At 33.0% G+C, this 12700-nt stretch carries 16 protein-coding genes and 1 pseudogene; 12 read left to right on the plus strand and 5 right to left on the minus strand.

The features are described from left to right. Positions 1-113 precede the first annotated feature (113 nt). Complete coding sequence (gene xerA / locus P2Q73_RS08640) at positions 114-953, minus strand: site-specific tyrosine recombinase/integron integrase (RefSeq protein WP_275785924.1); 840 nt, start codon at positions 951-953, stop codon at positions 114-116. 197 nt (positions 954-1150) lie between these two features. On the opposite strand from xerA, the gene P2Q73_RS08645 reads away from it, so the two are divergent. The 12 genes from P2Q73_RS08645 to P2Q73_RS08700 all read left to right on the plus strand — a co-directional run bounded on the left by P2Q73_RS08645 (position 1151) and on the right by P2Q73_RS08700 (position 8976). Then, positions 1151-1483: a DUF3139 domain-containing protein gene (locus tag P2Q73_RS08645; RefSeq protein WP_275785926.1), complete on the plus strand. Its 333-nt coding sequence runs from the start codon at positions 1151-1153 to the stop codon at positions 1481-1483. A gap of 229 nt (positions 1484-1712) precedes the next feature. Further along, positions 1713-2072 (plus strand): DUF7674 family protein, encoded by a 360-nt coding sequence (locus tag P2Q73_RS08650; RefSeq protein ID WP_275785929.1) that lies wholly within the window; start codon positions 1713-1715, stop codon positions 2070-2072. A 546-nt stretch (positions 2073-2618) separates the two neighbouring features. After that, positions 2619-2843 carry a hypothetical protein gene (locus P2Q73_RS08655; protein ID WP_275785932.1) on the plus strand — a complete coding sequence of 75 codons (225 nt, stop codon included), beginning with the start codon at positions 2619-2621 and terminating at the stop codon, positions 2841-2843. 114 nt (positions 2844-2957) lie between these two features. Further along, on the plus strand, positions 2958-3296 hold the full coding sequence (locus P2Q73_RS08660) for a PepSY domain-containing protein (protein ID WP_275785935.1): 339 nt from the start codon (positions 2958-2960) through the stop codon (positions 3294-3296). Between the two features lie 198 nt (positions 3297-3494). After that, positions 3495-3893: an ABC transporter permease gene (locus tag P2Q73_RS08665; protein ID WP_275785938.1), complete on the plus strand. Its 399-nt coding sequence runs from the start codon at positions 3495-3497 to the stop codon at positions 3891-3893. 57 nt (positions 3894-3950) lie between these two features. Continuing rightward, complete coding sequence (locus P2Q73_RS08670; protein WP_275785941.1) at positions 3951-4085, plus strand: hypothetical protein; 135 nt, start codon at positions 3951-3953, stop codon at positions 4083-4085. A 112-nt stretch (positions 4086-4197) separates the two neighbouring features. After that, the gene (locus P2Q73_RS08675; RefSeq protein WP_275785943.1) at positions 4198-4674 is read left to right on the plus strand and encodes a hypothetical protein; all 477 of its coding nucleotides are present in this window, start codon (positions 4198-4200) and stop codon (positions 4672-4674) included. 170 nt (positions 4675-4844) lie between these two features. Then, positions 4845-5399, plus strand: coding sequence for a uridine kinase family protein (locus tag P2Q73_RS08680; protein WP_275785946.1), 555 nt, complete (start codon positions 4845-4847; stop codon positions 5397-5399). A gap of 104 nt (positions 5400-5503) precedes the next feature. Next, the gene (locus P2Q73_RS08685) at positions 5504-5959 is read left to right on the plus strand and encodes a hypothetical protein (RefSeq protein WP_275785949.1); all 456 of its coding nucleotides are present in this window, start codon (positions 5504-5506) and stop codon (positions 5957-5959) included. Between the two features lie 221 nt (positions 5960-6180). Further along, a complete protein-coding gene (locus P2Q73_RS08690) occupies positions 6181-6408 on the plus strand; it encodes a YgiT-type zinc finger protein (RefSeq protein WP_275785951.1) in 228 nt (75 codons plus the stop codon). A 449-nt stretch (positions 6409-6857) separates the two neighbouring features. Then, positions 6858-8021, plus strand: a complete 1164-nt coding sequence (locus tag P2Q73_RS08695; RefSeq protein ID WP_275785953.1) for a C39 family peptidase — start codon at positions 6858-6860, stop codon at positions 8019-8021. Between the two features lie 394 nt (positions 8022-8415). Then, entirely contained in the window at positions 8416-8976 is a 561-nt protein-coding gene (locus P2Q73_RS08700; protein ID WP_275785955.1) for a hypothetical protein, read from the plus strand. A gap of 171 nt (positions 8977-9147) precedes the next feature. On the opposite strand, the gene P2Q73_RS20410 is transcribed toward P2Q73_RS08700, so the two are convergent. The 4 genes and pseudogenes from P2Q73_RS20410 to P2Q73_RS08720 all read right to left on the minus strand — a co-directional run bounded on the left by P2Q73_RS20410 (position 9148) and on the right by P2Q73_RS08720 (position 12556). After that, entirely contained in the window at positions 9148-9240 is a 93-nt protein-coding gene (locus P2Q73_RS20410) for a hypothetical protein (RefSeq protein ID WP_481747143.1), read from the minus strand. Between the two features lie 89 nt (positions 9241-9329). Next, positions 9330-9827 (minus strand): annotated as a pseudogene (locus P2Q73_RS08710) (tyrosine-type recombinase/integrase); the annotation flags it as partial. A 785-nt stretch (positions 9828-10612) separates the two neighbouring features. Then, entirely contained in the window at positions 10613-10789 is a 177-nt protein-coding gene (locus tag P2Q73_RS08715) for a hypothetical protein (RefSeq protein WP_275785958.1), read from the minus strand. Positions 10790-11158: 369 nt separating this feature from the next. Further along, positions 11159-12556, minus strand: coding sequence for an HD domain-containing protein (locus tag P2Q73_RS08720; RefSeq protein WP_275785959.1), 1398 nt, complete (start codon positions 12554-12556; stop codon positions 11159-11161). Positions 12557-12700 lie beyond the last annotated feature (144 nt).

Raw genomic sequence — 12700 nt, forward strand, 5'->3', positions numbered from 1 at the left:
AGAAGGATTAACGCAAAAACGACTGAAAATCGACCAAAAAAGAAGAAATAAGTGAAGATAAAGTAATTTTCAATCGAGTAGCAACGTCTGTTAAGACGTTGCTCTTTTAACATTTAAAAGTACTTCTGATAATATTCTTTTCTTAGCCTCCCGCTTAATTGAGCGTATATCCTGGTGGTTTCACTTTTCTCATGCCCCATAAGATTTTGTATGACTTCAATAGGAGCACCATTATTCAACAAATGAGTTGCGTAGCTGTGTCTAAGTTGGTGTGGATGAATCGCTTTATTGATTTCTGCCCGTTTGGAGATCCGCTTGATGATGTACCACATTTGGGCGACACTCATTTTATGTGGCTGTCTTGCAGTTACAAAGATGTCAGGATGATGGTCATTCCGGCTTTCTAAATAGCGTTTAAGCCATATGTCGCAACGTGTATTAAAATAAACTTCCCTTTCCTTATCACCTTTTCCTCTAACGATCGCGGATTGATTGGACCAATTGATATGGTTCTTTTCTAACGCAACAATCTCTCCAATCCGACAACCGGTAGAAAACATAAATTCGAAAATCGCTTTTTCCATTGGGGAATGACAGGATTCACGAAGGTGTTCAATCTCCCGTTCGGTTAGATACTTGGGTATCCGCTTTCCCACTTTGGGTTCTTTAATTTTGGAAGTTGGATTCTTACTCAGGTATCCTTCTTCATGAGACCAACGAAAAAATGATTTCATAAAGCGGATACGATGTGCAAGACTGGCTGGTTTTAAATGCTTGCCGGATATTGCAAGATATTCCTTCAGTTGATTTATATCGAGCAATTCCATCTCTACATCCTTAAAATAATCAATTAGTAGTAAAGACTGTAACTGGTAGGCCTTTAACGTTTGTAGCGAAAAGCCCTCTATTCGTTTATCGGCTTCAAACGAAGACCATGCTTTAGACAGTAACAATTCCATTCCCCCTAAAATAGTACTCTTAAAGGGATTATTGCCAACTTAATAGAATTATAGACATAAAGAGTGTTTTTACTGACGACGCAGTTTAGTTGAATAAGAATAATTTCTATAATTTGGATATTCCTTGAAAAAGAGTGTTTTGATAGTCGATTAGTTAAACAAGGGGCAGATTACGTATTGGGGTGTATTGAATGAAAAAATTTCTAATAATTGGGTTGGTAATTTTATTTCTTGTTCCGATTTATATTGTACAAACAAAAAAACGCTCGTACGAAAATAAAATTGAACACTTCCTGACAGAAGAGATGTCATACGTTAAGGAAGATATACAGTCAATTGAAGGTAAATGGCATCTTGCAGGGTTGCCAAGTTATTGGGTTAACGTCATTTTTTCAGATGAACCAAATGTTGTGTATATTTATTTTGCTCACGATAATGTACGGATTGGACAGTATGATTATTATTCAATAGATTCTACGATTCTTTCAACAGATAAATTAAAGCATTCCGAGCCATACGAATGAAATAAAAAGGGGGGACTATAAACTATTGCCTTTTGAAATACTTAATTTTGTTACCTCAGATACATGATGATATTTTATATGTTAGTTTGTGAAGGAATGAACTTAAAGTAACGGGTGCTTTAGTTAAGCATGTGGCTGCCTGTAAGAATAACTTTTTCTTATTGAACTAACGAAGCATGTTAGTTGAAGAAGCACTGTTTTATAAAGTTGATCAGGAAAAGGAGAAAAAATGAAATATAAAGACTTAGCAATACACTTTACAGATGAATTTGAAGAGTATAAGCGTGACTTACAAGAACATATTGAATTTTATGAAGAAATCTTAAATCACGTCTTCTTCGGTGAATGTAACAATTATTTTATTGAACTCATTGGAAAAGAGAAGGATATACCAAGGATAAAGGAATTATTTGATTTTCTTGAACTGATGGCTACTTCAGGAGATGATGAAGTTAAAGAATTACTAAGCGTTACTATTCTTGCACGACTTGGCGACTCTAAAGAAATACTAAAAACGTCTTATAAGTATATGGGTTCAGAGACGAGGAAAGCCTCAAATGAAATTGAAATGTTTTGGGGTAGAAATTAAGCTAACGGGTGCTCTAGTTGAACAAGTGGCTGCCTCTAAGGGTAGTTTTTTCTTATTGAACTAACGGTGCAGATTAGTTTAATAAGAACTTTTCTTAAAGAGGTGAGGTGAAATAATGATTTGGATTTGCTTGGTGCTTTTTCTTGTCCTCATTTACAGTATTATTTTAAGGAGTAACTCAAAAACAATACATAAGAGTTTCTCATTTTTATCGGCTGTCTTTTTTATAATGACAATTTCTCCGCTATTGAGTGAAGAAACATTTGATTTCTTATTAATAATAAGTTTGTTTTTACCTTTTGTGCTAGGTATGTTAGGAATAATTTTTGGATTGGCTGGAATTAAAGAGTTAAGAATAAGTTTACTGTTTATAAATTCCTTAGCTTTTATTTGTTATAGTATTTATTTTTTTAGCTAACGGGTGCATAGGTAACACTTTTTTCTTCTTGAACTAACGGGGCAGGTTAGTTCAATAAGAAACTCTTTTATTGGTGGTATAACCGTTTTATTTTATCCGAAAATATATAATAAGAGAGGTGAGTAAAGATGGCTATAATTTTTATAGGTTTATGGGTTGGTTTAACATTACCAATTCTTTTATCTGTTGTTTTTACCTTACTTAAACCTATTGTTATGGCTGATGTTACTGGAATAAGTATGATAATCATTGCTCTAATAATTGGGATATTAGATGCTTACATTGGAGTTAAAATATTTGAAAAGAAAATTCAACCTTGGTTGGTAAAGAAGAAGAAAAGAAAATTTCCATAATTAAACTAACGGGTGCTTTAGCGAAACATGGATTGCTTAGACAACTCTTTTTTCTTATTGAACTAAAGCACCACAGAGTAAATAAAGCAGGATTTAGTGTGAGGAGGAACTCCTTTGAAAAAAATACTAATTGGCTTAGTAGGTACTCTGGTAATGTTTTTTTTATACTTTTATCAGTCGCCTATTATTAGTACAGGTGAAGCAATAAATAAAGCAGAAAAATATTTGCTAAATCCCCCAGAAGAGTGGAGAAAATCAATATCCTTCAATGGTTTAGAGGAAATTCCACCTGAGAATATTAGTGTGAATCTCACTCCGAAGCACGGGTATTGGAATGAAATGACTAATAAAATGAAGTGGGAAGTTACAATTAAATACACTGGTCAAGAATCAACTATTGTGATGGATGCATACACTGGAGAATTAATAAATTTATATGGACCATTAAATTAAATGCATTACTCCTTATTAAACTAACGGGTGCTTTAGTTAAACAAGACCATCTTGTCGATGGTCTATTTTTTTATCCAAAATTTCAAGTAGATCTCAGAAATACATTGTGAAATGTTACACTTAAACTAACGGGGCAGGTTAGTTGAATAAGATTAATGGTAAGATTATGAGTATGGAAGTCAAAGGAGGCCTAAAATAATGTTAGGTGAAAACTTTTATGAAGAGGTACAGAAGAAACCATTATTCTTTTTGATTTATAGTATTCTAGCAATTGTATTTTTTACTGGTATCACATTTACTTTTGTAATCCCTGGGTTACAAGGCTTCAAATGGTACTTCTTCTTTATTGCACTTTTGATCTATTTTGGAGTTGCGAATATATTTGTAGGGTTATTTAAAGAACGACTATCATTGGTTTTTATACTCTCCTTGATATTTAGTGCTTTAGGAATGGGATGGAGGCTATGGCTTGAATGGGGAGAGTTTAGTTTAGTCGAACATATGAATCCAGTTGTGCTAATTGGCTATCCTTGTATTATCGCATTTATAATATTATTGATGTTTCATTTCTCTTCTAAATTTAAGACAAAAAAATAGTAATTATCGTGAATACAAGTCATTTTTTCTTATAGAACTAACGCAGCATTCGAATATATGAAGCAAATTGTGAATGATATTGACGTTGCAGTCAACCATAACGGAGAAGGAGAAATGTATGGTGTTACGTATCTATTGAACGGCGAAAAGGTTTCCGAAGTTGAAAAATTATCAAAGGGATGCCGTAACTAGAAGCGAAAAACAATTGTAACTTCTTATTGAACTAACGGGTACTTTACTCAAAAAGAGTAAAGCTTTTTTTCTTGTTAGATAAAGCCATATTCATTTAAAAAGGGGAAATTATATGACAAAAAGAACAAAAAAAATGAGTATAATCTTTTTATCAATTTTTCTACTAATAGGGCTGTCTTTATGGTTTTTTGGAAAGGATAAGCGGGAAGCGAAGGATTTTGCAGATAAACTCTACTCTTATCCGTTACCTCCAGAAACAGAAGTTATTCAAAAAGGTTATGATTATGGAAGCTCTTATGGTGGAACACCACTAGCTAATGGAAATTATATAACTGCGGTTGCCTACATGAAGTTGTCATCCAACCTCAGTGAGAAGGAATTAATTGATTACTACAAAGCAATAAATGTTTCAGAGATTTACTTTGAAGGTGACGAAGAGATTAATACATCCCGTACTGGTAGAACTTGGTATGAAGGGACAACCCCAGTAAATCCAAGTCAAGAAAAGAATATTCAAAAACCAATAGAACTTATTGTCCAAACAAGAACAATATTTTTATCTGCCTTTGCCGATTTTGCAAGACAATAAAAAGAAACCCCCAATTGCCTTTCTTCTTCAACTAACGGGTGCTTTAGTTAAACAAGACCATCAAAAATGATGGTCTATTTTTATGTACAATTTGAAATGTTACACTTAAACTAACGCGGCAGTTGAGTTCAATAAGGACTGGGAAGAACTTAGCGGTAAAGGAGACCATAATGAGAAAAATAGACCGTAGTATTGTTATTGGAATATCAGGTGGTTCAGGTAGTGGGAAAACCACTTATTGCAGTAATTTGGCGAAGAATTTAGATGCATTAAAAGTTAAAACCTTATCTACTGATGATTACTTTAAAGAAGTAAAACCGAAAGTAAATGCTCCATACAATGGAAGACAATATGATGATTACGACCATCCTACTTCTGTGGATATTGACAAGCTAAATAGAGATATAAATCATTTAATATCATCTAAAACGTTTGATGTCGTTATTGTTGAAGGCTTAATGGTCTTGTATTTTGAAGAAATTCGAGAGAAACTTGATTTGAAGATATTTGTTGATTGCCCTTCAGATGAAAGATTAGTCAGGAGATTAAAACGAGATATTAACGAAGAAAGCTTTGATGAAATTTCTTCGGAATATCTTGATGTAGTAAGACATCGTTATAATGAGTTTGTTGAACCTACAAAATGGTACGCGGATATAATCATAAACGGTTCCAATACTAGTAAAAACTCAATAGATGTTGTTCGGAAATGGTTACTAAATTAACTTTTTCTTATTGAGCTAACGGGTGCTTTACTTGAAGAACGTTGAGCTGCTGTCTGCTTAATCTTATGGAGTGGTATTAGGGGAAGGAACTAGGGGAGGATGAAATGTTTAAAAGAAAAATATTTGCTTTTATTTTCACAGTCATAATATCTGCACCTATTATAGGATTGTTTTTTATGCTTATAGAAGGCAGTACTATACAGCAGGTACCTGCATTGATTGCTTTTACCAGTATGTATACAATTCCAATTACTCTTTTATTTGGGATTCCTTTATCTATTCTATCTGATAAAATGAACAAGCATTTTTCTGGTAAAAAAAGAGTATTCTCTTCACTATTCGTCCACTTATTTTTTGGCACCAGTGTTGTAATTATATTTATGTTGACTCTTGATTCAAGGTTTATTTTGACAGATTTCAATGCTGGTGATTTATACTTCTTAGTTGCATCGACCCTTATCTCATTCATTGGATGGGGGATGGACGAGATTTTAAGAGTTTATTTTAAGAAAAGTCAAAGAGTTAATTATGACAAGAGTAATACTAATTTTAAGGTCTAAAAAATGAAATCTTCTTCAACTAACGGGTGCTTTACTTCAAGAAGGAATAGAGCCTTTTTATATTTACTCCTTTTTACAGGAAGTATGAATCTATAGAGAGTTTTTTAATCAAGCTCATACCAATAGCTAAATAATTTTTTGAAAATGAATGGAATAAGGGCTATTCTAAATTGTTGTGGTAATTACATAGTAAACATATTATTTTAAGGAGGGCCAATCAATTGAAGTGTCCCAATTGTAATAAAGAGAGAGAAATAAGATTTATAACAAAATCCTATAAAACAAAAGATGATAAGCAAGTAACTATACATGGAATACCTGCAACTGCTTGTGAATGTGATACGTATGTATCCATCCCCAATATGCTTTTAGTTGAGAAATATCTGAATGAACAACCTAAAATAATAGAAGATCTATCTTTTGTATATTTCGATAGTATTAAATTATAACCAACTTAAAACAGTCCAGGACAATTATATTGTTCAAGGGCTGTTTTAATTATATTGATTTACAATAGAATATCTTTAAAATGATATTTTGTAATATTACGAAAATGATAATTTATTATAAAAAATAGAGGAGGTGTAATCTCTTAAAGGATATAGAAATTAGATTTAATAAATACGAATCTAAGAATATTGATTATTGCATTTGAATTGAGCCACATGTGCGGAGTTTTGAGCCACTTAGTGTGGCAAATAGAGCCAGTGAATGCGGAACTGAGAGCCACCATGGTAAATGAATAGCCTTCTGTATAATGAAAATTGCATGCGAACAGGCATGACAATCCTATATTCTGTTCACAATTCTCACCAGAAGGGTGGCACTCTAAGTTAGGGCAAGCACAGATAGCAGATGCAGAATAATAATAAGTATCAAAATAAAGGGAGTGGTTTAGTTGAAAAAGTATTATTTGTTATTTTTTATCACAGCCTTATTAATTGTTTTTGGGGGCATTCCAATTAAAGGTGTTCAAGCAGCGTCTAATGAAATCAGTTTAGATGTTGCTAAACAAGCAGCATTAAACGAACTTAAACAATCTCCTTATGCTGGGGAAATAGATAGTGTAGAAGATTTTAAGTTAAAAACTTATCTCTATGATGTTGATGAAAGTTTATTGGGATACTATCTAACTTACAAAACAGGTGAAGGTAATACAAATCATATCCTAGTCTCGGCCACAACAGAACGTGCCCCTATTCTTCAATACGGAGAAGGTATACTTGATTCTGAACACGAATATCTTTTAGATAAAGGTAAAAAACTTTATTACCTAGGTCCACTCCAATTCCTTTATGGAAAAGATAATAATGAGATAATTGGAAAGTTTAATCAGAGAAAAGATCTGATATTAAAAGACCTTGAAAAGGAAAATAAAAAACAATCTCAAGCTTATGAAAAAATTCTAAAGAAAGATATTCCAAGTGTAAAAAAAGATATAAAAAATGAAGAAGAATGGAACAAGCTACTATCTTATGACCCGTCAATTCAAAATTCTACAATGGCTACTACTTATAAAGTTTTAGGGGTAACTCGATTATGGCAAAGGAGTTCTGGGGTAAATAGTCCAAACTCTGCATGTGGTCCAGCGACTGCAGCAATGGTATCCAATTACCTAAAAGGTCAAGGATTTAATGTAAAGGGAACTGCTGACTATAGTTCCGTAGGGTCATTTATCAATCATATGTATAGTGATCTAGGCACTACTGCAGTAGGAACTTCTATGGCACAATATAGAACAGGATTAGCCAAGCATGTAAGGGAAAGCTATACAGCCACCAAATGGGATGTATGGTCATATAGAGCCTATGGTTACTATGAACATTACAAAGACATGATTAATCTCAACAGGCCGATTGGGTTACGATTTGATTTTTTTATACGTGAAGGTACTTATGTGGATTATCATTTTGTTGCTGGTATTGGATATGATCACGGAAGTACGGCAAAGTTTGCAATTAAGGATCCAGATGGAGGATCAGGTAATACAGGTACCATTTGGTTAAACTGGAACGATAACAACAATGATATGGAAATGGGAATGGTAAATTATATAAATTAAAGGAAATTTGTAAATACTCAGCCCCTCTTCATAAATTTGGAGGGGTTTCTTACTTTCTATCGCTTGAAGGTTTAACTAATCGTGCCCGTTTCTAGTAGTTCTTGAATGGCATGGATTTTTGTTGGACATAAATAGAAGGGATTTCTGTTCCTATTGATTGTTGTCGATTTGAATTGCTGGATAGACTAAAAACCGCCAACACGACATCACGATGATTCCTTAGACGGTTCAACAGATTACAGCTGGTCTTTGGACGTCCATAATTAGATGACCCTTTCACAGAGAGGTAACACGCACAATTCTCCCCTCTCTTTGTTGTACAGATTTTTATTTGAGCTGAGTAGTTATATAATATTTTTATAACCTAATAAGTAAAGCAAAGGAGGATTCGAGCATGAACTCTATATTTTTATTAATCATATCAATTTATGCTTTTTTTATAGGGTATAAGTTTATTAAACCAAACTTTAAATCCTTATTTACAACTTTTATTATTATTCTTATTACAAGTACATTATTATTCTTCCTGGTAGATATAGTTACTTTCAAGCCACGACCAAATAAAGCGGTTTCTGGTAATGGGAATTTAGGTCTCATTGTTCTATTCTTCCTAATTCCAATTTTTCTTACCCTTTTATTTATATTAAGTAAAGGGATTTATCAAGGCTTTAAACGGCAACCACTATCTGAATTGAAAAAACATATCATGTTTGGGATTGTTTTACTTGTAATGGGGACTATATTGCAAATAACATATGTTTCAAGTACATTAAACGCTTTATCAAATCACCCGTATAATCCATTCGAAGAAGGATATAGAGGAAGTATCATTAATCAGTACACGAACACCTTGTTTTTCAATGGGAATATATATGGTATTTTTATTGCAGCAGTAGTTATTGGAACACTTTTAACTCTTAGGTTTAAAAGAGGTAAAGACCACACTAAAATGTAGATACCATAGTAAAGAACCTTAGGCATATTCTCTTCTTTTCCATAAAAGGGTACAGTACTTCCAAAATCCTCAAATAGAGAACTGAAGTTCAGTTCTCTATTTTTATATGTCGTTCATTTATATAAACTCACCAAATATCTCTGGTTTCCAACTATGAATCGCATGACGTTCTTATTCAAATATTTTCTCTAAGTAAATCATGGTAGTCTTTTGGTCTTCATGGCCTAATGAACGACTAATATCATGTAGTGTCACTCCATGCATATTGGAGATAATCGCAAAAGCATGCCTAAAAACATGGAGTGTGATAGTTATTCATAAAGAATTCAGGATTAACAGTCGGTGGACTTGTACTAGGGGGGGCTATTGGAAGCCTCGTTGCAGGAAAACCCCAGAATGTAACGAAAGCAGTTGATGGAGCTAGTCATGCAACTGTCGACTATAGTGAAACTCGTCAGTTTTTCGTACACGTGATCTTCCGACAATATCCCTTTTGGAAGAGCTTGTATTTCTTCTTTTACATATCGAGAAAAGTATGTGACGGTAAACGCTTTTCCTCTATTTGTAGTGAATAAGGGACTATTCTTATCGGCTGTTTCAAATGGTTCCAATCCTCTTGCTTTTCGAAACATACGAATGGTTTCCACTAGCTTCTCTATTATCGGTACATTTCTTTTCTTATTTCCCTTCCCATTAATCTTCAGATAATATCCTCCAAGTATTGAGTCCCGACAGATATCTTTCACTTTTAACTTACAAAATTCTTCGTTTCGAATTCCGGTAGTTGTTAATACATGAACAATAGTAAACATGACAATATGTTGCTGCTCCTTAAATGTATGGAGTAAGGCAAGAACATCTTTTGGTCATAGGTCACGATTAGGTCGGTCATCTTTGCGAACGGAAGAAATCTTAAAACCATCTGCTAATCGCTGTTTAATATAATTTTCCTTATACAGAAAGGAAAAGAAGGACTTCAGGATGGTTGTTTTTCGTGAAAGAGTTGCGGGTGAGATTTTTTTTCGGCAACATCTTTACATTTTTGCAGCGAAGCCATTTTTTCTTGAAGGTCAAGTTCGTTTGTCGAGTCAACAAGTAAAGAAGATTCATTTTTGAGCATAATGACCATATCTAGTAAACTCCGTTACTGATTAGTTAAATAATTGCACGTAAAGAAAGGTGAAATTAAATATCAAGATTTACTGCGTCAAATAGGTGCGATTATTATTGTATTTTTTGGTTTAGTAGTTCTTGGGATCTTTAAATTTGATTTTCTACTTTCGGAAAAAGAGTCCAGTTTAAAAAAAGACCTAAAGGTTACATAACGGTGAAACGATTAGACATTTATTTTCAGAGGAATACTGCGAACCAACGGACGATGCAAAACAGCTAATTGAGTTGAGAAATTATGTCTTTAATATAATTAAAACCAAGAGTGAATATAAATCACTCCCGGAGTCCAAAGGTGGGTACGAATAGTTATTCAACTAACGGGTGCTTTACTTTAAGAAGGAGTAAAGCCTTTTTTCCTATTCAACTAAAGAAGCAGGTTAGTTTAATAAGGGCGTTTGACCAAAAAGGCGAAACAATTAGAGGGGATTATTCTCTTCTTATTTCGCTTCATAGAGTAAAATAATCAATCTCCCTTTTTAATATTCTCTAGATAGTCCAGTTTATTTAAAATTTCTTTAAGTAAGATATTGCGTTCTTTTTGAGATTGAAAAATCCAAACAACGAACCAAATAATAAAAACAATGACAGCCACATAAAAAAAGAACTTCAGTAAAGGCAAAATAGCGATAATTTTAACCATTTATTTAATCCCCTTTTTTAAGAGGAATATAACATAAATGGCAAATATTGTATTTGTTAAATCACAATTCATAATGAGTAATAAAAGAGAAGGTTCTTATTCAACTAACGGGTGCTTTAGTTAAACATGACCATCATTTCGATGGTCTATTTTTATGTCCAAACATCAAGTAGGTTTCGGCGAGCCATTGTGAAATGTTACACTTAAACTAACGGGGCAGGTTAGTTGAATAAGAGGAATGAAAAAGACATTCCTCTTTAATGTTGCATAGGGACCATAAATACAAATATCCATAAAAAAAGCATCTCTAAAGATGCAAAATGCATGAATAGGAAGAACTTTTCAATCTTCTGGGGAGATTCATACTTGTTAGTCTGTTTCAACAATTTTCATTATTTCTTTTATTGCTTTGGATGTTTTTACATATATTAGCCATTTAGATGACACCATAATTTGCTTTTTAGTATGGATTTCAACAATGTCCCGATCTTGAAGTATTGTTTGGATTGATTTAACATCACCATTTACCTTTGCGAAAGCCATTCTGTTTGCAAGTGAAGGATTTAGTGCATAGGCAAAATCAATAATGTTTGAGTTTACTGGAAGTGCGATTGAATCCATATTTGAACTAAATACCGTTATTTCTTTTTGAAATAGTTCAAAGGAAATTAATTCACAGAATGCAACTGAATTATGTGCGATAGATTTTACAGTATGGATAGAGTTACCTAATAGGAATTCACTCAGATTTTGTATTTTGGTTTCTTTTAAGTATTCAAAAACACCATTTTCATAAAAGTTATGTGTAGCTTCATCGTGTATTATTACACGAATAATATGTTGTTTTATTCTGATCTTTGTTTCCAAGTATTTAATAGATTGATGCTGATCTATCGCTATTAGGTCAACAAATTGATTAGGCACTGGTTCAAATAAGGAGTGGATAATCCCAAGTACAGTATAGCAATTAAGTGTTGTTCTGGTTGTTACATGAATCGTAAATAAATCTGAAAGATTTTGACCTTCGCTTAATAAAATATAGGATTTGAAGAGAGGTGTTTTTTTCCACTCGGTATGAATAATGTCTTTATTGGTATCTATTTTTTGTACCTCATTAGTAAACTTAGTGAACGTCTTGGAATAGATTTGAATATATTCATTCATAGTCTTTTTATATCGAATATATTTTGGAGGATTTAAATAACTGAATCCTAAATCTTCTAATTCCTCTTGTAGCTTATATAATCCAATTTTTTCAGCCAGCGGAGAAAAGAATAGGAGTGTTTCATTGGCATAAGGTATTTTCTTTTCAATTCTTTTAATAGCAAGAGTTCTCATATTATGCAGTCGATCCGCAAGTTTAATTACTGCAACACGAATATCATGCATAGCCGTGGAAAGAAGTTTTTCCATGTTTATTGCTATGTATTCCTCCTTTTCATATTCACCTTTTTCAAATTTAGTTAATCCGTCCACAATGAAAGTCACCTGTGTTCCAAAATATTGTTCGATTTCAGACAAAGAAACCTCGGTATCCTCCACCACATCATGAAGTAATGCACATATCAATGTCGTTAAGTCCGCTTGATACTCTGATAATATTAAACATACTTCAAGTGGATGGATAATATAAGGCTCGCCTGTTGCTCTTGTTTGTCCAAGATGTGCTTTCTCTGAGAATGACATTGCATATTGTAATTGTGTTATTTCAGCTTCAGATAAGTATTCGCACTTTTGAAGAATTGTATCCTTCACTTCATTAATCAACAATACCACCTCATTTTTTAAATATTATACATTATAGATTGAATATTTAAAGGATTTAGTTCGCCAAAAATCAGCTAATTAAAATAAATATGTAATAAGCGTATATAGACTTGGTTTTAATTAAGTTAAGGGGTAGGTAAGTTT

The sequence above is a fragment of the Bacillus sp. Cr_A10 genome, from assembly GCF_029222665.1.
Lineage (GTDB): Bacteria > Bacillota > Bacilli > Bacillales_A > Planococcaceae > Psychrobacillus.